The sequence below is a fragment of the Paenibacillus sp. Y916 genome, assembly GCF_056786435.1.
Window position 1 is genome coordinate 1 of record NZ_JBXCJA010000019.1, and the last position, 19,151, is coordinate 19,151.

Here is a 19,151-nt window from a genome sequence, read left to right on the forward strand (position 1 = left end):
TGTTCTCACTTTCGTGAAAACCACTCACTCGTTGTTCAGTTTTCAAAGATCAATTTCTCTTTCGTTTGTCTCCGATTGTTCTCGGCGACAACTTCTATAATATATCACACCTACCAAATGTTTTGCAAGTACTTTTTTTAAAAAGTTTCAAAGTCATTTGGAATGAAATCTTCTCGCATCTTAATAATTACTATTATGACGCGAGATTTAATTTATCATATATCAATCAATTTAGTCAATAGTTTTTTATTATTATTTTGTTTGAGGAAAACGATTGTTACGAGCATACTTCGATAATTCCTTTTGTGGCGCGAATCTAGCGTACATACGGAACACCACTTTATACCGCCTAGCAATGGATTGTCTTATATCTTGATCTAACCTTTTATCATCTAAATCCATTAACATTTCATCTAATTCTTTGCGAATTACATAATCTAACTCCTTACACTCTTTATCATTAAATAACATCCCTAACATATTTTCTTACCTCCTCATTAAACTCACAAACGGATATACGTCGAACTCCTTCATACCCATCTCATATAACCGTGTTATTGTTATGCACATATTTTGGGAAATTTATGATTTCATTTTTTAATTCTGCTTACTTCATGAGCCAAAAGGTCAATGTACTCTCAATAACGGCAGCGCCTAAGAGCAAGATCACGATCCACATGGAGATAGGACCAACTCTTTTAAAAAAAGAACTCCACTGTTGTCCCACATTCGCTCGCTTCTCCCTACTCCCTACTCCCATACTAATCCACACCAAAGTTCCTAACCGAAGTCCAAAGGCGCACGCAATGATAATGGCTGGAATCTCAATAATACCGTGAGGCAATAGTCCTTTTACAATAACTTCAAACATACTCTCGCCTTGAATCGATAAATGATGTACTAAATATCCTAGAACCATACCGTTCACCATCAAAAATATAATGGGAAGGATGCCAAAAAATATTCCTAAGAAGATAATCATTACACCTTTAATACTGTTGTTTAAAAAAATAAAAACAAAAAAGCTCCACTCTGGGTTGTCTGATTCGCTTAAGCCTTCGCTTATAACACGAATCCCTTCAATTTGTTGATTAATGAACTGCGCTATTGAATCTGTCCCTACCCACCCAATCAGAATCCCTATACCGAATAGCAAGGTAGATAACATCATCGTTCTCTTGATCGAGGTAACATCTTTTATAAAAGTTGAAAATTTAAACATAAGCCATCTCCTTAAAAGTTTTGGAACAAAACTTACATCGTAAGCATAGTCCTTAAAAGTTTTGGAACAAAACTTACATCGTAAGCATAAGCCTTAAGTGTTTTGGGACAAAACTCACTTCGTAAGCATTATCTTAGTTTTGGAACAAAACTCACTTCGTAAGCATCATCTTAGTTTTTCGAAAAAACTACTTCGTTAACTCCTCATTTTAGTATTAACTCCCCTGTACGAGCATAGAATTTGAAGTAAACAAGCTTTCACGCAGGAAAGGGGCGGATTAATCCAATGAATTCATTTTTTTATGTATTGAGCTGGAAGAAAATCAAAAGGTTCTTATTAGTTACGGCGGCTGTAATATTTGCACTTGGAGTAGTCTACATCGAACGGGATCAAATCACCGTGTTCTCTGAAGGGGCTCCCTCAGCTATTTATAGTGTACCCACGGAGAAAAAATTAATTGCCTTGACCTTTGACATTAGCTGGGGCGACACAAGGCCAGGTCCTATTATACAAATTTTGAAGGATAAAAAAGTGCAGAAGTCTACATTCTTCCTTTCGTCACCCTGGAGCAAGAGTCATCCAGACATCGTCAAAGATATTAAGGATAGCGGCTTTGAAATAGGGAATCACGGCCACAAGCATGTCAATTACACGACTCTGAGTGATGATGAGATCCGTAACCAAATTTCAATCTCTAATTCAGTATTAACCGATATGATAGGAAGTGAACCTAGACTGCTCCGGTTACCGAACGGCGATTTCGACAAAAGAGTTCTTCGGATTGCAGATAGTATGAATTATAAAGTGATTCAGTGGGATACCGACTCGTTAGATTGGAAAAACATTGGGGTTCAAAATATCGTCGATCGTGTGTTAAAGAAAGCTCATCCAGGCGATATCGTCTTATTACATGCAAGTGATTCCTCTAAACAAACACATGAAGCACTCCCCATCATTATTGATGAACTGCGCAAGCAGGGGTATGAATTCGTAACGGTTTCTGACTTACTTAACCAAACAGAGGCCAAAGGCACTGAAATCCGTGATCAAGCATTGGTTCAAAATTTCTTCAAAGGTTCAGATGACCTCTAGATTTATTAAAAAAGAGCTAAGTATTCTTAGCTCTTTTTGTTTTGTACTATGCGATGAAGAATTAAAATTTGAAATACATTACAAGCTAATAATGGAATAACAATAAGAACTGTAGCATTATCAACATTAATCTTGAGTCCACCTACAATTTCTATAATTGTAACAGCAATCATAAAGAACATTGTCGGAATCCACGCTGATGTATTCGTCAATCTCGCTTTAATAAAAGCTGTCATTACAGCCACCACGAGAATTACAATACTCAGAATAAGGTCAGATGATTTTCCAGTTTGTCCACCGACAAACGTACGGAAGAACATTAATTCAAGTAATGCCAACACGGTTAGGACCATCTGTATGTATTGCCAGCCTTTTTTTGAGAAAACACCACTACCCATATAATTCAATATTAAATAAGCAAAGAAACCCATTTGAGAGTAAACGCTGGCAAGCATACCAAATCCGGATAAAAAGATGAAATAGGCTACATAATCAGAAAAACCATTAAATGAAATGCCACCACTTCCAAAATTAAATACGATGCCAGTAATAAGCGAAGCTACAGCACCAACTAATACGACCTGCCAGAACAATATGAACCATTTTCTTAATGTCAAAAACTCACCTCCCTAAGAATGTATTGTACCAACGTTTTTTATAAAAAACCATTACCCTCCAAACATATTTTTTGTTCCAGCTTCACATACTACACATAGTGTTCTTATGTTAAGGAGGTGCACATAAATGAAACCAATGGACATACGCTCAATTGTAATGATATTTGTTCTTGTAACAACTCTAACTGCCTGCGGCTCGGAGAGCAGTTCATCTTCCCCCATGGGATATAAAGAAATGAAAACCATGGTTGTGGATATTCTTAAGAGTGATGACGGAAAAAAAGCTGTAGAAGAAGCATTAAGCACTCCCAGTTCTGAAAGCGGCAGTTCTGGCGGAGGAATATTAGGGATGAAGATGTTATCCTCAGCTTCTTCAGAAGAAATTCGAACCGCAGTTAAAGATACAATTACAGCTCCCGAGTATACAAAAGAAATCGAAAAGATTATGAAAGATCCTAAATTCGCAGGAGATTTCGCCAAGGCGCTTAATTCACAAAGTAAACAACTCCATATGGAATTGATTAAAGACCCTACTTATCAAAAAGCTGTTTCCGACATTATGAAATCACCTGAAATCTCAAAGATGTTCCTCGATCTAACCAAGACATCTGATTTCCGCAAACAAACGATGGCCGTCATGAATGAAGCTATGCAAAACCCTTTGTTCAAAATGGAAGTGATGGAATTACTTAAAGCAGTTGTGCTAACCGAACTTCAGCCTAAAGAGGAAGAGAAAAGCGAGAATGGCGATAGTGAAGCTCAAGGTGAAAGTAAGGAGAGTAGTGGCGGTGGTGGTGAGTAAAATGCACACTTATATTCGGCCATATTCCACTATTAGTACTTTTAGTTGCATAAAGGGCATCTAATTATTGGAAAATCATCTATTCTCACGTGATCTTTATGTATGAAGTGTTCTTCCAAATGAAGTGTTTCAACACCCCTGGATGAACTCTATCTTAAGACTCATAATAAATAGGCCTAGGAGAAGAGTCAGCCAAAAACCTTATACTTTTCTATTATATCAAGAAAAGAGTTCCCAACATTATACAGGGAACTCTTTCTTTATTCCTTGAACTACCCTCAGACTAGTTCTGCTCACATTTGCCAATAATGGAATTAGCGATATCTGCATAAATTTTGCCACTCGTTGTTTCAGCCTTATATATTGAGGGAGAGAAATCCGGCTCAGACAGATGATTATTAGGAATACCCAATGGTAATTGGGCTAGTAACTCCGTGTGAAGCGTTTCAGCCAATTGTCCGCCACCGCCTCTACCAAATATATAGTCACGATTCTCGCAGCCAGGACATTCATAATAAGCCATGTTCTCGACTACTCCCAAGATCTCATGATTCGTTTGTAGCGCCATCGCTCCGGCTCTAGCGGCTACAAACGCAGCTGTTGCATGTGGTGTAGTGACAATAATCTCTTTACTCTGAGGCAACATTTGGTGCAAATCAAGAGCGACATCACCTGTACCAGGAGGTAGATCCAGTAACAGATAATCTAAATCCCCCCACCTCACATCACTCAGAAATTGCCGTAACATCTTGCCTAACATAGGCCCACGCCATATGACTGGATTATTCTCGCGGATAAAGAATCCCATCGACATCACTTTCACGCCAAAACGTTCCACCGGTATAATGACGTCGCCTTCAACGATAGGACCCTCTTCCAACCCCATCATATCCGGAACGCTAAAGCCATATATATCTGCATCAATCAGACCTACACGTTTACCTTGACGTGCTAAAGCAACAGCTAAATTGACAGTGACGGTTGACTTACCAACGCCGCCCTTACCACTTGCTATCGCTATAAAGTGTACTCCCGAATCCTCTTTTATTAGAGCATGATCCTCTAATCCAGCAGCATGACCTTTCTTCAATACCGCCTCATCCTCCGGTGACATTTCTTCTCCGAAGGCTAATTTACGATCATAATCCGTAGCTTCACGTAAACGAATATGAATATCCTCTACTCCCGCCTGCTCAAGACGTTGTCGGATTACCTTATCGAGTTCAGCTTGATACTCATCACTAGAATCTATAAATATAGCTGAAAGTGAAACTCGATTATCTTTTATTACAATATCTCGTATGAGCTGCAATTCAATCAAGCTTTTACCACTAGTAGCCTCAGTAATCGGCTGTAAGATTTCCTGCACTTGCTCTCTTGATAACATAACAGCAGCACCTCAATTTCGTATATTAGTATCTGCTTATTATACCATTTCTAATCTTACTCTGACGACACCTAAGGTTTTTCTCCTGAAGTATAACGTAGAATACCTTTATAAATTGAAGCTGCCACTTTCCGTTGATATTTCTCATCTTTTAATAACAATGCTTCTTCCGCATTCGATAAAAAGCCGACTTCAACCAGTGCCGATGGAATCTTCAGAGCCTGAAGGATATACACAGTGTTAACTGTCTTAGCTATTCGATCCGTATTTTCTAAATTACGTTTCATTTCTTCTTGCATGAGAGCAGCCAAGTCTGCGTTATCCGGGTGAGAGGGGTAATAGAACACTTGAGCACCCCTCCAGCGATTGGACGGTATACTATTCATATGAACGCTGATAAATAGATCCGACTCATTTTCCTCTATTACTCTCACACGCTGTTTCAAATCCTCTGTCTTACGTTTAGAATAACCCTTTGTTTCAGGCGAAGCTAAATCATAGTCGCCTTCCCGTGTCATTTTCACAATCGCCCCCGACTGTTGTAAATAATCACGCAAGGTTAAAGTAATAGCAAGGTTAATATCTTTTTCAATAACGCCCTGACGACTTACAGCACCTCCATCAGGCCCACCATGCCCAGCATCGAGGGAGATTACTTTACCCGCTAAAGGCAAGCTCCAATACTTCGTTGCTTGTTCAGCAGGGATTTCATATGTAACTATAGCCACGAACACAATGAGCAAGCTCAGCCCTAACAGTAACTTTTTGATTGTCCTTATCTGAATCCACACCGATATCACATCTCGCTTAGGCTTGGACATACACAAAAACACCCCCTGTCCCACATAGACTCTTATCATCTATATGGGAGGAGGCGGACAAATAGTACCTTATAGAGGAAGTTCAAAAAGTCGACTTTTGAACTCTCAGTTATATCGTAACTTGCTCAGCCATTCCTTCAATAAGAATCTTAGCTACCTCAGGACGTGTGAATTCAGGTGGTGGACATTGGCCATCGCGTAGTAATGCCCGTACCTTTGTTCCCGACAGTGTCATATGATCTTCTTTTCCATGAGGACATGTTTTACTTGATGCCATGTTGCCACATTTGATACAAAAGAAGCTATGCTCAAAAAATAAAGGCGTAATTCCTATTTCTTCGGCTGTAAAGTTCTTGAATATCTCTTGCGCTTCATACGTGCCATAGTAATCGCCAACACCCGCGTGGTCACGCCCTACGATAAAGTGTGTACAGCCGTAGTTCTTACGCACAAGAGCATGAAATATAGCTTCACGTGGGCCAGCGTAACGCATTGCAGCAGGGAACACACCAAGAAAAGCACGATCCTTTGGATAATAGTTTTCTAAAAGTGCGAAATAACTGTTCATTCTTACATTCGCAGGAACATCGTCAGATTTAGTCTCTCCGACAAGCGGATTCAAGAATAGAGCATCAACAATTTCCATAGCACTCTTCTGAATATATTCATGAGCTCGGTGAACAGGATTACGAGTTTGGAATCCAACGACCGTCTTCCAACCTTTATCCGCGAACAAACGGCGTGTTTCAGCAGGAACAAAATAGAACTCTTTGAACTTCGCAGGCTCAGGTCTATTCAACACTTGAATGGAACCACCCACATAGGTTGAAGAACGCTCCATTAGCTTCTTCACTCCCGGATGCTCTGGATCATTAGTTCTAAAAACGTTAATAGCTTCCTCTGCTTGATCTACTACATATATGCTTTCTACAGTAAGTGTTCCGTACACAATTCCATCTGCCTCACCAACTAAAGCAACTTGTTCTTGAAGTGCCAATTTCGAAGCTAGGACTGGATCAATAGCTAATGTAATAGGAATACTCCACACTGTACCATTAGCCAATTTCATCGAAGAAATAACCGATCTATAATCCTCTTCATTCAAGAATCCTGTGAGTGGTGAGAAGGCACCTACGCCGATAAGATCCAAGTCTGAGATGGTCCACGTATTAATAGCAATTTGCTTAAAGCTTTGTGCAGCCTTCAATAACACTTCTCTTTCTTCACCCTGTACAACCCGCTGAACTAATTCTCCGCCATGCGGTAATATTGAAGTCATCTACCCATCTCCTCGTAAACAGTTATATTGTTCAACTCTTTATTTATGAAGTCCACATTCCGTCTTCTCACTACCCGCCCAACGCCCAGCACGAGCATCTTCTCCAGGCATAACTTGGCGTGTACAGTATTCACAACCAATACTAGGATAATTTTGATCATGCAATGGATTGTAGATAACATCATTTGTACGAATATAATCCCATACATCCTCGCTACTCCAAGAAGCGATTGGATTGAATTTAATCAGCCCAAATTTAGCATCATACTCTACTTTTCTACTATTGGCACGTGTTGGCGCTTGATCACGACGAATGCCTGTAATCCAAGCATCGTACTCTGTTAGAATTCGAGTTAGCGGTTCAACTTTACGGATATTGCAACATTGGGTAGGATCCACCTTCCACAAAGCATCTCCAAACTCCAATGCCTGTTCTTCTGGCGTTATCTTAGGAGACACACGAACAAAATCCATACCATACTTCTTTACCATCTTATCGCGTGTCTCATAGGTTTCTTTAAAATGAAAATCCGTATCTAAATAAAATACATCGGTAGATGGACTAATCTTTTGAATCATATCCACTAATACAACATCTTCCGCTCCGAAACTACATGCAAAGGTAATGTTAGGAAATGTCTCTATTGCCCAACGGATGACTTCCTCAGGTGATGAGTGTTCAAATTCATCTGCCTTCTCCTGAATAAGTTTCTCTTTCTCCAATAAATTCATGATTTTATCTCCCCCGTTTCAACTAAATATTAAAGCCGACTATCTTAATATGAATTATATACTATTATAAATCTTAATCCCTTTTTGTCAACAAAACAATAGAAAAAAGCCCTTGACCATGATGGCCAAGGGCTTAAAAATGTTAATAAATAAGTAATATTAACGTTTCGAGAACTGAGGAGCACGACGTGCTGCTTTAAGTCCGTATTTCTTACGTTCCTTCATACGTGGATCACGTGTTAGGAATCCTGCTTTCTTAAGAGGGGAACGCAATTCTGGATCTACTTTAAGCAATGCACGTGAAATACCGTGACGAATTGCTCCAGCTTGACCGGATGTTCCTCCACCATGAGCAATTACGAGAATATCGTATTTACCTAGTGTTTCTGTTAAGTTAAGTGGTTGTTTAACAATCAACTTAAGTGTTTCAAGACCGAAATATTCATTAATGTCGCGTTTATTAATGACAATGCGTCCTTCACCCGGTATAAGGCGTACACGTGCTACCGAATGTTTACGACGACCTGTCCCATAGTATTGTACTTGTGCCATGAAACTGTCCTCCTTTTAAATTAGCCGCGAAGTTCGTAAACTTCTGGATTTTGTGCTACATGTGGATGTTCCGTACCTGCATATACTTTAAGTCTCAATTGCATCTTATCACCCATACGAGTTTTAGGGATCATACCTTTAACGGCTGCTTCAATAATACGCTCTGGGAAAGTCTTAAGCATATCTTGAGCTGTCGTTACTTTCAATCCGCTCATGTGTTGTGAGTGACGGTAGTATTTCTTGTCTGACCACTTTCTTCCTGTCAGATGAATCTTCTCAGCATTGATTACGATAACGAAATCGCCAGTATCAACGTGTGTTGTGAATTGTGGCTTGTGTTTGCCGCGAATAAGAGCAGCAACTTCTGTTGCCAAACGACCGAGCGTTTTACCATCGGCATCTACAATATGCCAGTTGCGCTCTACTTCATTTGGCTTAGCCATATAGGTGGTACGCATAAATATTTCCTCCTTGTTGTCGTCCTAAAATCAAATATATTTCATTTATCTTCGATCATAGTAGTTAGTTAATGTTATTTATTAAATATAATTATACTGTGAATATCTTATTTGGGGCTGTGGGAAAGCCATTAAGAAAACACAATTACTATTGTACAGCATCCACAGACAAATCGCAAGTGATTTATAAAGTTTCATTCGTAAATTCATTGTATTCTACATCCCATAGCATAAGGCCTTTTCCTTCCGCAGTTGGACCCGCCTGTGTTCGATCTAAAGCTGCTATAATACGTGGAATATCCTCCGGAAGTTTCTTGCCTTCGCCAACCTCTAGTAGTGTCCCCATCATAATACGAACCATGTGCTGAAGAAAGCCACTTCCAGTAACGTAAGTATGGATGACTCCTTGATCACGCGATGAAGTCCGACACATTGATTCATCCACTTCGATATAAGCGTCAAACAATGTGCGAATATGAGATGTCTTCGTAGAAGCTCGTGAAGCAAATGATGTGTAATCATAAGTTCCAATGAAATACTTTATAGCACTCTTCATCGCCTCTATATTCAATCTCCCGTGATGATGAAATTGAGTATGACGCTGAAACACATCAATATATTGATTAGCATTTACTGTGTAACGATAAGTCTTGCGCTTGGCGGAGTAACGAGAATGAAATTGTTCAGACACTTCAATTGCTTCTATGACAATAATATCTGTAGGTAGTCTCGTGTTGAGTGCCATAGCCCATCGCTCTACAGGAATGGTAGAACTTGTTGGGAAATTGAACACCTGACCGTAAGCATGCACACCTGCATCCGTACGACCCGATGCTATAATCTTCACATCTTCACCTGAGAGCATCTTAATAGCCTTCTCAAGCTGGTCCTGAATCGTTCTGCCATCAAGCTGTGTCTGAAAGCCGTTATAGTGTGTCCCATCGTAACTGACTTTCATGCATAAGTTGCGCAATTACATCACCCTATTTCATTTAAAAAGGAAGCCCCTTCAGGAGCTTCCTTTTCCCGAAATGAAGTGAAAAAAGGGTTAGTACAGAATCTGTGATTCCTGCTTACCCTTTCAACATTTCGATAGTTACGCGCGGTCTACTAATTCCAAATAAACCATTGGCGCAGCGTCACCACGACGAGGTCCTAGTTTCAAGATACGTGTGTATCCACCTGGACGCCCAGAGTAACGAGGTCCCAAATCGCTAAACAATTTTTGAATAGCATCTTGCTCGCCGTCCACTGTCTCACGACGAACGAATGCAGCAACTTGACGACGTGAATGAAGATCACCTTTTTTAGCTTTAGTAATCAGCTTTTCAGCAATCGAACGAACTTCTTTTGCCTTCGCTTCCGTTGTTTGGATGCGTTCGTATAAGAAAAGGTCCGTTACTAGATCACGAAATAATGCTTTACGTGCACTAGCATCGCGGCCCAACTTTTGGTATGCCATGTTTTTCCCTCCTTCACTAACGATCTTAAGAAGCTATTCTTCTGTCCGAAGTCCCAAACCTAGTTCCTCGAGCTTCTCTTGTACTTCCTCCAAAGATTTGCGGCCTAAGTTACGAACCTTCATCATATCTTCTTCGGTCTTAGTTGTAAGTTCTTGTACTGTATTGATACCAGCACGTTTGAGACAGTTATATGAACGAACGGATAAATCCAGCTCTTCAATCGTCATCTCAAGAACTTTTTCTTTCTTATCTTCTTCTTTTTCAACCATAATTTCAGCATCTTTAGCTTCGTCAGTAAGACCAACAAACAGCATTAAGTGCTCAGTCAAAACTTTGGCTCCAAGACTCACTGCTTCTTCTGGTCTGATGCTACCATCTGTCCAGATTTCCATTGTAAGCTTATCATAATTCGTTACCTGACCAACCCGAGTGTTCTCAACGCCATAATTGACACGAGAAATCGGTGTGTAGATAGAATCAATCGGAATGACACCAATAGGCTGATCATCACGTTTGTTCTTATCTGCTTGGACATAACCACGACCACGATTAGCAAAAATGCGCATATGAAGTCTAGCTCCAGGATTCAATGTTGCAATGTGAAGATCCGGGTTAAGGATTTCTACATCACTATCCGCACGAATATCAGCTGCCGTAATTACTCCTTCACCTTCAGCATCAATCTCGAACACTTTCTCTTCGTCAGAATGAATTTTAAGGGATAGAGCTTTCAAATTCAGAATAATCTCCGTAACGTCTTCTTTTACTCCCGGAACTGTTGAGAACTCATGCAGAACACCATCAATCTGAACAGAGTTAACGGCTGCACCAGGCAAGGAAGACAGTAAGATTCGGCGAAGTGAATTCCCCAATGTCTGACCGTACCCTTGTTCTAGTGGTTCTACTACGAATTTACCATAGTTACCATCTTCGTTTACGTCAATGGTCTCAATCTTTGGCTTTTCGATTTCAATCACGCATGTACCCTCCTTCAAACGTCGCTCCTATATGAACCAGTCACCTTGTCAAGCGTATCCCAAGTAGTATGCCTAAACAACCATTGTTAGCAGATTGCGCCGGTTTTATACCACATTGTTCAGGTTGACCTTATTAGACACGACGACGCTTAGGTGGGCGGCACCCGTTATGTGGAACTGGAGTTACATCCTTAATCAGGTTGACTTCCAGACCAGCGGCTTGCAAAGAGCGAATAGCTGCTTCGCGACCAGCACCAGGGCCTTTGACCATAACTTCTACCGATTTCATGCCATGTTCCATCGCTGCTTTTGCTGCTGTTTCAGCGGCCATTTGTGCAGCAAACGGTGTTGATTTACGTGAACCTCTAAATCCAAGGCCTCCTGAGCTAGCCCATGAGATTGCATTACCATGTGGATCAGTGATTGTTATGATTGTATTGTTGAACGTGGAACGAATATGAGCCACGCCAGATTCAATATTTTTACGGTCGCGACGCTTAGTGCGTACGACTTTTTTTGGTTTTGCCATTGTCTTTTATCCCCCCTTATTATTTCTTCTTATTCGCTACCGTACGACGAGGGCCTTTCCGTGTACGTGCATTCGTCTTAGTACGTTGTCCGCGAACCGGCAACCCACGGCGATGACGCACACCACGATAGCAACCAATCTCAACGAGACGCTTAATATTCAAGGAAATTTCACGACGTAGGTCACCTTCAACTTTAACCGTTTTGTCGATCGTTTCACGCAATTTGCTTACTTCATCTTCTGTCAGATCTCTAACGCGAGTTTCAGAACTAATGCCTGTTTCTTGTAAAATTTTCTGGGAAGTCGTTCTACCGATTCCGAAAATATAAGTTAAGGCGATCTCAACGCGCTTATCACGTGGTAAATCCACTCCAGCTATACGTGCCATTTTACGCTACACCCCCTTCTTAACCTTGTTTTTGTTTATGTTTCGGATTTTCACAAATCACCATTACAATCCCTTTACGACGAATGACTTTGCATTTCTCGCACATGGGTTTTACAGAAGGTCTTACCTTCATGTTAATTACCTCCCTAAAGTTTTGCGAAGCAAAACTAACTTCGTAAGGATTATCTTAATTACTTGTACTATTTACGGTACGTTATACGACCTTTGGTTAAATCATAAGGTGATAACTGTACGACCACTTTGTCTCCAGTCAGAATACGAATAAAATGCATCCGTAGCTTTCCTGAAACATGACCTAATATTTGATGACCGTTCTCAAGCTCAACCTTAAATGTTGCGTTAGGCAACAATTCAAGAACTGTACCTTCTACTTCAATGACATCTTCTTTAGCCACAATTAGTCTCCTTTCTCTTCTACATATGATTCGGTAGATTGTCTAAACTTCATCACTGCATGACGCAGCTTTCCATTTGTCACCCGACCGTTTTCCATTAAACTGTTTGCAACCTCACTGCTAATGTAGGATTGGGTTTCCAAATGAAGAAGATTCTTCTTCTTCGCTTGGTCAAACTTTCGTTTATCCCCATCCGCAATATAGACGAACTTGTTATCGTCATGCGAGAGGACAACCGCCAACTGTCCGGCATCCTTACCTCTCAATATCTTCACAATCTGACCAGCATGGGGTACGGATCGGTTATTCAAGGTCCATCACCAACCACTTCAGTTATTTTGTGAAAACCCACGATACTTCGCTCTAATGTCTAGCATAACAATGTGCCCATCGTTTAATTTACGTTTAGCGGTGGATCCAAAGACTAAGACCGAAGTGTAAATGCTAGTAAGAAGACCATGGTAGCCCATATTGGATGGCACTAATGTTACACTGCGAAAGTACTGGTCAGCAAGTTGACTTGTAGCCACAACAGGTTCTGCTTCATTCATTAGCCCAAGTTCCGTTTCGGACTTAACTATGATCATTACAACTAACCTCTTAATATAGATACGATATCTGTTGAAACCGTATCTATATCTTGTTCACCATTGATCTGACGCAATAAGCTTTTACTCTCATAAAAATCTAGGAGTGGTGCTGTTTTGTTGATATATTCGTCAAGCCGTTTCCCAACACTCTCTTCATTATCATCAGAACGTTGGTATAATTGCCCTCCATCTATATCACATACACCTTCCTGCTTGGACGGGTTAAAGATCACATGATATGTGGCTCCACAGTCCTTACAGATCCGTCTTCCAGTTAAACGCGCCAATAATTTGTCGCGATCCACCTTCAAATTAACGACATGATCCAATTGGGTATTCAATTGAGACAGAATTCCTTCCAGCGCTTCCGCTTGCGAAAGGGTTCTTGGAAAACCATCCAATAAGAAACCTTTTTCGCAATCGGACTGCTGTAGACGCTCAGCAACAATTCCAATTGTTACATCATCCGGTACCAATAAGCCTTGATCCATATATTCTTTGGCCTTAATTCCAATAGGAGTCTCCTGCTTAATCGCTAAACGAAATGCATCGCCAGTCGATATGTGAGGAATCCCAAATTCATTAATAACCGCCGCTGCTTGTGTACCTTTGCCTGCCCCAGGAGGTCCCATGAAAAGAATGTTCACGATTATCACTCCCATCAAGAATTCCTATTGCAAGAAAACCTTTATTTATTGATGAATCCCTTGTAATGACGTTTGATCAATTGGCTCTCGATTTGCTTCATAGTATCCAGCGCTACACCGATCACGATCAGTAGTGCTGTACCCCCGATTTGCACCGATTTAGGCAAACCAGCCAACGTACCTAAGAATATCGGCGTTAATGATACAACCGCTAGAAATATAGCACCAGTCATAGTCAAACGAGTCATGACTTTAGTCAAGTATTTCTCAGTGGCTTTCCCTGGACGAATCCCTGGAATATATCCGCCGTTCTTCTTCATGTTCTCAGCCATTTGTTGTGGATTCATCTGTACAAATGTATAGAAGAATGTAAATCCAATAATCATTATAACATAGAGGACCATACCCAGTGGTTGATCATGACTTAAGTTTTTAATAACCCAGTCAGCCCATAGGTGTGTCGACCAGAAGTTTGCAAGGATAACCGGAAATTGAAGCAATGATATAGCGAAGATAACTGGAATAACACCCGCCGCATTAATCTTAAGCGGTATATGCGTATTCTGTCCGCCATACATTTTGTTACCAACGACACGCTTTGCATATTGTACAGGAATTTTACGAATCGCTTGCTGGATGTATATAACACCAACAACAATTAGTAAAAGCACAATTACTAGAAGAAGTGTCTTCAGGGAATTCATAAATACTTGGTTCTCCTGAATAAAGGATGAGTTTGCTGTTGTCGTAATATACGTTGGAATATTGGCAACGATACCTGCAAAGATAAGGATCGAAATCCCGTTTCCAATACCTTTTTCCGTAATTTGTTCTCCCAACCACATAAGGAAGGCAGTACCAGCAGTCAACACAATAGCGATCAGAAGATACTTTGTAAATGTTGCATTTGGAATCATCACCGTACCATACATACGGTTAAATCCGATTGACATCGCAAATGCTTGAATTGTTCCCAAGATAATCGTACCGTACCGTGTTAGTTGAGCTGACTTCTTCTTACCGTGTTCGCCTTGTTTGGCCCACTCGGCAAGCTTTGGAATAACATCCATAGAGAGCAACTGCACTATAATGGATGCGGTAATATAAGGCGTAATTCCTAGGGCGAAAATCGAGAAATTCTGAAGTGCGCCACCAGAGAATGTATTAAGGAGACCTAGTAGGTCTGCTCCAGCATTGTCCGCTTGAGCTAACACTGATTTATCAACACCAGGTACAGGTACGAAAGTACCAATACGGTAGATAAACAGTACGAACAATGTGAATAAGATCTTTTTACGTAGATCCTCTATATGCCAAATATTTTTGATCGTCTTAATCAATTAGATCACCTCGGTTTTACCGCCGGCAGCCTCGATTTTCTCCACCGCAGATTGAGAAAACTTATTCGCTTTGACAGTCAGCTTAATAGTTATTTCGCCGTTGCCTAGAATCTTGATTCCGCTTTTAGCATTTTTCACGATTCCGTTTTCGAACAAAAATTCAGGTGTTACTTCTGTATCTGCCGCAAAGTTGTTAAGATCTTCAATGTTGATAATCGCATATTCTTTACGCGTAGGATTCGTAAATCCGCGTTTAGGTAAGCGACGATACAACGGGTTTTGGCCACCTTCGAAACCAGGGCGTACTCCACCGCCGGAACGAGAATTTTGACCTTTATGGCCACGGCCTGATGTCTTACCCGTGCCGCTACTAGGACCACGTCCAACGCGTTTGCGTTCCTTTTTGGATCCAAGGGCTGAGGACAGCTCATGTAATTGCATCGTTCGTTGCACCTCCTTAATTTTTGTAGACTAATCTCTTAGGTCAATTAACCTTCGATTTCAGTAACTGATACTAAATGGGACACTTTATTGATCATTCCGCGAATCGCGGGATTGTCGTTATGAACAACAGTTTTGTTGAGTTTTTTCAAGCCTAGTGTGGTGACAGTCGCACGTTGATCTTCTGGACGACCAATCAAGCTACGGACGAGGGTAATTTGCAATTTTGTCATGACGTTCCCTCCTTAACCGAGCAATTCTTCGACGGATTTGCCGCGTAATTTCGCAACATCCTCAGCGCGTTTTAGACGGGATAAACCCTCTATAGTTGCGTTGACCATATTCATGGAATTCGAAGAACCCAGAGATTTTGTTAAAATATCACCTACACCAGCAAGTTCAAGTACAGCACGTACAGGACCGCCAGCGATTACTCCAGTACCTTCTGATGCTGGTTTCAATAAAACTAGACCAGCTCCGAATTTACCTGTAACAAGGTGAGGAATAGATGTTCCTACAAGAGGAACAAGTATTAGATTTTTCTTAGCATCTTCAATACCTTTGCGAATCGCATCAGGTACTTCGCCAGCTTTACCGATACCGACGCCAACATAACCTTTGCCATCGCCGACAACTACTAACGCGCTAAAGCTAAAACGGCGTCCGCCTTTTACAACTTTTGCTACACGGTTAATATTTACAACTCTTTCAGTCAGTTCTAAAGTATTCGGATCTACACGCAAGTCGTTAACCTCCTTTTTTAAAAATATCTTAGAATTCTAAGCCAGCTTCGCGAGCTGCATCAGCAAGTGCTTGAATCCGTCCGTGGTATAAGTAACCTCCGCGGTCAAAAACAACCGAAGTATAACCTTTATCTTTCGCACGTTTAGCTACGAGTTCTCCAACTTTGCGAGCGGATTCTACGTTAGCTCCATTGGTAATTCCTTCACTCAATTCTTTGTCAACCGTAGATGCTGCTACTATTGTAACACCAGCTACGTCATCGATTAATTGAGCATAGATATGTTTGGAAGAACGGAAGACGTTGAGACGAGGACGTTCAGCTGTTCCAGTAATTTTCTTACGAACACGAAGATGTCTTCTCACACGCGCCTTGTTCTTATCTTGTTTTGTAATCATAAATTCCTTTTCACTCCTTTCAGTTTGCCTTCAAAGCTCCACTGTAAAACGTAAAGGATATATCGAAAATAAGTAATAACAACTTATTTCTTCTTACCAGCTTTACCTTCCTTACGAATAATACGTTCACCTTCATACTTAATCCCTTTACCTTTGTAAGGTTCAGGTTTACGTACTGAACGTATTTGGGCAGCGTAAGCACCTACACGTTCTTTATCGATCCCTTTTACAATAATCTTTGTGTTTACAGGCACTTCAAATTCGATACCCGATTCTGGAGTGATTTCAACAGGGTGAGAGTAACCCACGTTCAATACGATATTATCTCCGGATTTACTTGCACGATATCCGACCCCAACCAATTCCAGAGATTTAGTGAACCCTTCAGTTACACCATTTACCATATTGGAGACAACGGTGCGGGTTGTGCCGTGTAGAGAACGATGCAATTTGTTGTCGGATGGACGCTCAACAAGAATTTCATTATTATCTACGGATACTTTCATATCTTTATGAAGTTCACGAGTCAAAGTTCCTTTAGGTCCTTTTACTGTGATTACAGAGCTATTCAAAGTGATTTCTACACCACTTGGTACTGCGATTGGTTTACGACCAATACGTGACATATATGTTGCACCTCCTTGTCTTGTGACATTATATTACCAAACGTAGCAGACAACTTCTCCGCCAGCTTTTGATTGTCGAGCTTCTTTATCGGTCATAATCCCTTTTGAAGTAGAGATAATCGCAATACCTAGACCGCCTAGAACACGAGGAACTTCTGTGCTTTTCGTGTACACGCGGAGGCCTGGTTTACTGATTCTCTTCAAACCAGTTATAACGCGTTCGTTATTTTGTCCATATTTCAAGAAAATACGGATAATCCCTTGTTTGTTGTCAGCGACAACTTCTGCATCACGAATGAAGCCTTCACGCTTTAGAATATCAGCGATTTGTTTCTTCATCGTTGAAGCAGGCATTTCTACCGTTTCGTGACGTACTGTATTAGCGTTACGAATACGAGTTAGCATATCTGCAATTGGATCAGACATAGTCATGTGTGTAAACCTCCTTCCCGTTTATGGACTTCTTACCAGCTTGCTTTTTTCACGCCAGGAATCTGGCCTGCATGAGCTAATTCACGGAAACAAATTCTGCAAATTTTAAACTTTTGCAGCACCGAGTGTGGACGACCGCAACGTTCGCATCTTGTATATCCACGCACTTTAAACTTAGGTGTACGTTGTTGTTTCACTATCATTGACGTTTTTGCCACTTAGACTGACACCTCCTAATAATTTTCGGAGAAATGGATTTGCGAAATTATTTCGCAAAAGGCATTCCCATTTGAGCGAGCAGCTCGCGGGACTCTTCATCAGTATTAGCTGTCGTTACAATAACGATATCCATACCACGAACCTTATCAATCTTATCATATTCAATTTCCGGGAAGATCAATTGTTCTTTAAGACCAAGTGTATAGTTACCGCGGCCATCAAACGATTTGCTTGATACACCGTGGAAGTCACGGACACGAGGAAGAGTAATGCTGAACAATTTGTCCAAGAAATAATACATACGTTCACCGCGTAGAGTTACTTTTACACCGATTGGCATATTTTCGCGCAATTTAAATCCAGCAATGGATTTCTTAGATTTAGTAATAACTGGCTTTTGACCAGAAATCATTTGCATGTCGCTAACAGCGGCATCAAGAACTTTGGAGTTAGAAACGGCTTCACCAACACCCATGTTGATAACAACCTTCTCAACCTTAGGAACTTGCATTACTGTTGTATAGTCGAACTTCTGCATCAAAGCAGGAGTTATTTCGTTCAAGAAACGGTCTTTTAGTCTTACTGCCATGAATTACAAACCTCCTTTCTTCACTAGTCGATTAGTCGATAACTTCTCCGGATTTTTTCGCTACGCGAACCTTTTGTCCGTTATCCAATACTTTGTATCCGATACGAGTTACTTTTCCGCTCTTTGGATCTATATGCATCACGTTCGAAACGTGAATTGCTGCTTCTTGTTCAATGATACCGCCTTGCGGATTAGCTTGGTTCGGCTTTTGGTGTTTCTTCACCATGTTTACACCCTCAACTAACACACGGTTATGACGGGGGTAAGCAGCGATGACACGACCTTTTTTGCCTTTGTCTTTTCCGCTAATCACCATCACTGTATCATCTTTTTTGACGTGCAGCTTGTGGCTATGCGATTCTAGAACTTTTTTCACTTTTGGCATTTATTAC

31 protein-coding genes are annotated in these 19,151 nt (G+C 40.8%); 2 read left to right on the forward strand and 29 right to left on the reverse strand.

The genetic code is table 11. The annotated features are described in order from the left end of the window. Window positions 1-252 precede the first annotated feature (252 nt). Both AC1TO9_RS23715 and AC1TO9_RS23720 read right to left on the reverse strand, forming a co-directional pair. Window positions 253-480, reverse strand: a complete 228-nt coding sequence (locus tag AC1TO9_RS23715; RefSeq protein ID WP_482057736.1) for a hypothetical protein — start codon at window positions 478-480, stop codon at window positions 253-255. A 127-nt stretch (window positions 481-607) separates the two neighbouring features. Then, window positions 608-1,222: a stage II sporulation protein M gene (locus tag AC1TO9_RS23720; RefSeq protein ID WP_482060686.1), complete on the reverse strand. Its 615-nt coding sequence runs from the start codon at window positions 1,220-1,222 to the stop codon at window positions 608-610. Window positions 1,223-1,507: 285 nt separating this feature from the next. Here AC1TO9_RS23720 and pdaB point away from each other — a divergent pair, with 285 nt between their 5' ends. Then, the gene (pdaB, locus tag AC1TO9_RS23725) at window positions 1,508-2,314 is read left to right on the forward strand and encodes a polysaccharide deacetylase family sporulation protein PdaB (protein ID WP_482060687.1); all 807 of its coding nucleotides are present in this window, start codon (window positions 1,508-1,510) and stop codon (window positions 2,312-2,314) included. A gap of 26 nt (window positions 2,315-2,340) precedes the next feature. On the opposite strand, the gene AC1TO9_RS23730 is transcribed toward pdaB, so the two are convergent. Then, window positions 2,341-2,931, reverse strand: coding sequence for a KinB-signaling pathway activation protein (locus AC1TO9_RS23730; protein WP_482057739.1), 591 nt, complete (start codon window positions 2,929-2,931; stop codon window positions 2,341-2,343). A gap of 127 nt (window positions 2,932-3,058) precedes the next feature. Between AC1TO9_RS23730 and gerD the strand changes: the two genes are divergently transcribed. Continuing rightward, window positions 3,059-3,733, forward strand: coding sequence for a spore germination lipoprotein GerD (gene gerD / locus AC1TO9_RS23735; RefSeq protein ID WP_482060688.1), 675 nt, complete (start codon window positions 3,059-3,061; stop codon window positions 3,731-3,733). 283 nt (window positions 3,734-4,016) lie between these two features. On the opposite strand, the gene AC1TO9_RS23740 is transcribed toward gerD, so the two are convergent. From AC1TO9_RS23740 to rplX, 26 genes are all read right to left on the reverse strand, one after another. Then, window positions 4,017-5,120, reverse strand: a complete 1,104-nt coding sequence (locus AC1TO9_RS23740; protein WP_482057741.1) for an Mrp/NBP35 family ATP-binding protein — start codon at window positions 5,118-5,120, stop codon at window positions 4,017-4,019. Window positions 5,121-5,191: 71 nt separating this feature from the next. After that, complete coding sequence (gene cwlD / locus AC1TO9_RS23745) at window positions 5,192-5,941, reverse strand: N-acetylmuramoyl-L-alanine amidase CwlD (protein WP_482060689.1); 750 nt, start codon at window positions 5,939-5,941, stop codon at window positions 5,192-5,194. 109 nt (window positions 5,942-6,050) lie between these two features. Then, on the reverse strand, window positions 6,051-7,220 hold the full coding sequence (sat, locus tag AC1TO9_RS23750; protein ID WP_482057743.1) for a sulfate adenylyltransferase: 1,170 nt from the start codon (window positions 7,218-7,220) through the stop codon (window positions 6,051-6,053). Window positions 7,221-7,259: 39 nt separating this feature from the next. Further along, window positions 7,260-7,952, reverse strand: a complete 693-nt coding sequence (locus tag AC1TO9_RS23755) for a phosphoadenylyl-sulfate reductase (RefSeq protein ID WP_482060690.1) — start codon at window positions 7,950-7,952, stop codon at window positions 7,260-7,262. Window positions 7,953-8,111: 159 nt separating this feature from the next. Further along, a complete protein-coding gene (gene rpsI, locus AC1TO9_RS23760; RefSeq protein ID WP_482057745.1) occupies window positions 8,112-8,504 on the reverse strand; it encodes a 30S ribosomal protein S9 in 393 nt (130 codons plus the stop codon). Window positions 8,505-8,524: 20 nt separating this feature from the next. Next, window positions 8,525-8,962, reverse strand: a complete 438-nt coding sequence (rplM, locus tag AC1TO9_RS23765) for a 50S ribosomal protein L13 (RefSeq protein ID WP_482057746.1) — start codon at window positions 8,960-8,962, stop codon at window positions 8,525-8,527. Between the two features lie 184 nt (window positions 8,963-9,146). After that, a complete protein-coding gene (gene truA, locus AC1TO9_RS23770) occupies window positions 9,147-9,935 on the reverse strand; it encodes a tRNA pseudouridine(38-40) synthase TruA (protein ID WP_482060691.1) in 789 nt (262 codons plus the stop codon). A gap of 123 nt (window positions 9,936-10,058) precedes the next feature. Next, the gene (gene rplQ / locus AC1TO9_RS23775) at window positions 10,059-10,424 is read right to left on the reverse strand and encodes a 50S ribosomal protein L17 (RefSeq protein WP_482057748.1); all 366 of its coding nucleotides are present in this window, start codon (window positions 10,422-10,424) and stop codon (window positions 10,059-10,061) included. Window positions 10,425-10,457: 33 nt separating this feature from the next. Next, the gene (locus tag AC1TO9_RS23780; protein ID WP_482057749.1) at window positions 10,458-11,402 is read right to left on the reverse strand and encodes a DNA-directed RNA polymerase subunit alpha; all 945 of its coding nucleotides are present in this window, start codon (window positions 11,400-11,402) and stop codon (window positions 10,458-10,460) included. 133 nt (window positions 11,403-11,535) lie between these two features. Next, window positions 11,536-11,931 carry a 30S ribosomal protein S11 gene (rpsK, locus tag AC1TO9_RS23785; RefSeq protein WP_438348992.1) on the reverse strand — a complete coding sequence of 132 codons (396 nt, stop codon included), beginning with the start codon at window positions 11,929-11,931 and terminating at the stop codon, window positions 11,536-11,538. Between the two features lie 19 nt (window positions 11,932-11,950). Next, window positions 11,951-12,319 carry a 30S ribosomal protein S13 gene (gene rpsM / locus AC1TO9_RS23790; RefSeq protein WP_068591185.1) on the reverse strand — a complete coding sequence of 123 codons (369 nt, stop codon included), beginning with the start codon at window positions 12,317-12,319 and terminating at the stop codon, window positions 11,951-11,953. A 19-nt stretch (window positions 12,320-12,338) separates the two neighbouring features. Continuing rightward, window positions 12,339-12,452 carry a 50S ribosomal protein L36 gene (rpmJ, locus tag AC1TO9_RS23795; RefSeq protein ID WP_438348991.1) on the reverse strand — a complete coding sequence of 38 codons (114 nt, stop codon included), beginning with the start codon at window positions 12,450-12,452 and terminating at the stop codon, window positions 12,339-12,341. 67 nt (window positions 12,453-12,519) lie between these two features. Next, window positions 12,520-12,735 (reverse strand): translation initiation factor IF-1, encoded by a 216-nt coding sequence (gene infA, locus AC1TO9_RS23800; protein ID WP_068537283.1) that lies wholly within the window; start codon window positions 12,733-12,735, stop codon window positions 12,520-12,522. Between the two features lie 2 nt (window positions 12,736-12,737). Beyond that, complete coding sequence (locus tag AC1TO9_RS23805) at window positions 12,738-13,046, reverse strand: KOW motif-containing protein (RefSeq protein WP_482057750.1); 309 nt, start codon at window positions 13,044-13,046, stop codon at window positions 12,738-12,740. An 18-nt stretch (window positions 13,047-13,064) separates the two neighbouring features. After that, complete coding sequence (locus AC1TO9_RS23810) at window positions 13,065-13,322, reverse strand: hypothetical protein (RefSeq protein WP_482057751.1); 258 nt, start codon at window positions 13,320-13,322, stop codon at window positions 13,065-13,067. Window positions 13,323-13,327: 5 nt separating this feature from the next. Next, the gene (locus AC1TO9_RS23815; RefSeq protein WP_482057752.1) at window positions 13,328-13,972 is read right to left on the reverse strand and encodes an adenylate kinase; all 645 of its coding nucleotides are present in this window, start codon (window positions 13,970-13,972) and stop codon (window positions 13,328-13,330) included. A gap of 41 nt (window positions 13,973-14,013) precedes the next feature. Continuing rightward, window positions 14,014-15,312 (reverse strand): preprotein translocase subunit SecY, encoded by a 1,299-nt coding sequence (gene secY / locus AC1TO9_RS23820; protein ID WP_482057753.1) that lies wholly within the window; start codon window positions 15,310-15,312, stop codon window positions 14,014-14,016. Then, window positions 15,313-15,753 carry a 50S ribosomal protein L15 gene (gene rplO / locus AC1TO9_RS23825; RefSeq protein ID WP_482057754.1) on the reverse strand — a complete coding sequence of 147 codons (441 nt, stop codon included), beginning with the start codon at window positions 15,751-15,753 and terminating at the stop codon, window positions 15,313-15,315. 47 nt (window positions 15,754-15,800) lie between these two features. Then, window positions 15,801-15,986 (reverse strand): 50S ribosomal protein L30, encoded by a 186-nt coding sequence (gene rpmD, locus AC1TO9_RS23830; RefSeq protein ID WP_482057755.1) that lies wholly within the window; start codon window positions 15,984-15,986, stop codon window positions 15,801-15,803. 12 nt (window positions 15,987-15,998) lie between these two features. Further along, entirely contained in the window at window positions 15,999-16,496 is a 498-nt protein-coding gene (gene rpsE, locus AC1TO9_RS23835; protein ID WP_482057756.1) for a 30S ribosomal protein S5, read from the reverse strand. Between the two features lie 28 nt (window positions 16,497-16,524). Then, a complete protein-coding gene (gene rplR, locus AC1TO9_RS23840) occupies window positions 16,525-16,893 on the reverse strand; it encodes a 50S ribosomal protein L18 (protein ID WP_482057757.1) in 369 nt (122 codons plus the stop codon). An 83-nt stretch (window positions 16,894-16,976) separates the two neighbouring features. Then, window positions 16,977-17,519, reverse strand: coding sequence for a 50S ribosomal protein L6 (gene rplF / locus AC1TO9_RS23845; protein WP_482057758.1), 543 nt, complete (start codon window positions 17,517-17,519; stop codon window positions 16,977-16,979). A 33-nt stretch (window positions 17,520-17,552) separates the two neighbouring features. Then, window positions 17,553-17,951: a 30S ribosomal protein S8 gene (rpsH, locus tag AC1TO9_RS23850; protein WP_438348981.1), complete on the reverse strand. Its 399-nt coding sequence runs from the start codon at window positions 17,949-17,951 to the stop codon at window positions 17,553-17,555. 32 nt (window positions 17,952-17,983) lie between these two features. After that, window positions 17,984-18,169, reverse strand: coding sequence for a type Z 30S ribosomal protein S14 (locus tag AC1TO9_RS23855; RefSeq protein WP_068591169.1), 186 nt, complete (start codon window positions 18,167-18,169; stop codon window positions 17,984-17,986). A gap of 47 nt (window positions 18,170-18,216) precedes the next feature. Next, complete coding sequence (gene rplE, locus AC1TO9_RS23860) at window positions 18,217-18,759, reverse strand: 50S ribosomal protein L5 (RefSeq protein ID WP_482057759.1); 543 nt, start codon at window positions 18,757-18,759, stop codon at window positions 18,217-18,219. A 31-nt stretch (window positions 18,760-18,790) separates the two neighbouring features. Further along, window positions 18,791-19,144 carry a 50S ribosomal protein L24 gene (rplX, locus tag AC1TO9_RS23865; RefSeq protein ID WP_482057760.1) on the reverse strand — a complete coding sequence of 118 codons (354 nt, stop codon included), beginning with the start codon at window positions 19,142-19,144 and terminating at the stop codon, window positions 18,791-18,793. Between the last annotated feature and the right edge of the window lie 7 nt (window positions 19,145-19,151).

Excerpts from the sequence above, each read along its gene's own strand:
- AC1TO9_RS23715 (WP_482057736.1), bottom strand. The coding sequence starts at position 480 with ATGTTAGGGATGTTATTTAATGATAAAGAGTGTAAGGAGTTAGATTAT.
- AC1TO9_RS23720 (WP_482060686.1), bottom strand. The coding sequence starts at position 1,222 with ATGTTTAAATTTTCAACTTTTATAAAAGATGTTACCTCGATCAAGAGA.
- pdaB (WP_482060687.1), top strand. The coding sequence starts at position 1,508 with ATGAATTCATTTTTTTATGTATTGAGCTGGAAGAAAATCAAAAGGTTC.
- gerD (WP_482060688.1), top strand. The coding sequence starts at position 3,059 with ATGAAACCAATGGACATACGCTCAATTGTAATGATATTTGTTCTTGTA.
- AC1TO9_RS23740 (WP_482057741.1), bottom strand. The coding sequence starts at position 5,120 with ATGTTATCAAGAGAGCAAGTGCAGGAAATCTTACAGCCGATTACTGAG.
- cwlD (WP_482060689.1), bottom strand. The coding sequence starts at position 5,941 with ATGTCCAAGCCTAAGCGAGATGTGATATCGGTGTGGATTCAGATAAGG.
- sat (WP_482057743.1), bottom strand. The coding sequence starts at position 7,220 with ATGACTTCAATATTACCGCATGGCGGAGAATTAGTTCAGCGGGTTGTA.
- AC1TO9_RS23755 (WP_482060690.1), bottom strand. The coding sequence starts at position 7,952 with ATGAATTTATTGGAGAAAGAGAAACTTATTCAGGAGAAGGCAGATGAA.
- rpsI (WP_482057745.1), bottom strand. The coding sequence starts at position 8,504 with ATGGCACAAGTACAATACTATGGGACAGGTCGTCGTAAACATTCGGTA.
- rplM (WP_482057746.1), bottom strand. The coding sequence starts at position 8,962 with ATGCGTACCACCTATATGGCTAAGCCAAATGAAGTAGAGCGCAACTGG.
- rplQ (WP_482057748.1), bottom strand. The coding sequence starts at position 10,424 with ATGGCATACCAAAAGTTGGGCCGCGATGCTAGTGCACGTAAAGCATTA.
- rpsK (WP_438348992.1), bottom strand. The coding sequence starts at position 11,931 with ATGGCAAAACCAAAAAAAGTCGTACGCACTAAGCGTCGCGACCGTAAA.
- rpsM (WP_068591185.1), bottom strand. The coding sequence starts at position 12,319 with ATGGCACGTATAGCTGGAGTGGATTTACCACGTGATAAGCGCGTTGAG.
- rpmJ (WP_438348991.1), bottom strand. The coding sequence starts at position 12,452 with ATGAAGGTAAGACCTTCTGTAAAACCCATGTGCGAGAAATGCAAAGTC.
- AC1TO9_RS23810 (WP_482057751.1), bottom strand. The coding sequence starts at position 13,322 with ATGATCATAGTTAAGTCCGAAACGGAACTTGGGCTAATGAATGAAGCA.
- rplO (WP_482057754.1), bottom strand. The coding sequence starts at position 15,753 with ATGCAATTACATGAGCTGTCCTCAGCCCTTGGATCCAAAAAGGAACGC.
- rpmD (WP_482057755.1), bottom strand. The coding sequence starts at position 15,986 with ATGACAAAATTGCAAATTACCCTCGTCCGTAGCTTGATTGGTCGTCCA.
- rplR (WP_482057757.1), bottom strand. The coding sequence starts at position 16,893 with ATGATTACAAAACAAGATAAGAACAAGGCGCGTGTGAGAAGACATCTT.
- rplF (WP_482057758.1), bottom strand. The coding sequence starts at position 17,519 with ATGTCACGTATTGGTCGTAAACCAATCGCAGTACCAAGTGGTGTAGAA.
- rpsH (WP_438348981.1), bottom strand. The coding sequence starts at position 17,951 with ATGACTATGTCTGATCCAATTGCAGATATGCTAACTCGTATTCGTAAC.
- rplE (WP_482057759.1), bottom strand. The coding sequence starts at position 18,759 with ATGGCAGTAAGACTAAAAGACCGTTTCTTGAACGAAATAACTCCTGCT.
- rplX (WP_482057760.1), bottom strand. The coding sequence starts at position 19,144 with ATGCCAAAAGTGAAAAAAGTTCTAGAATCGCATAGCCACAAGCTGCAC.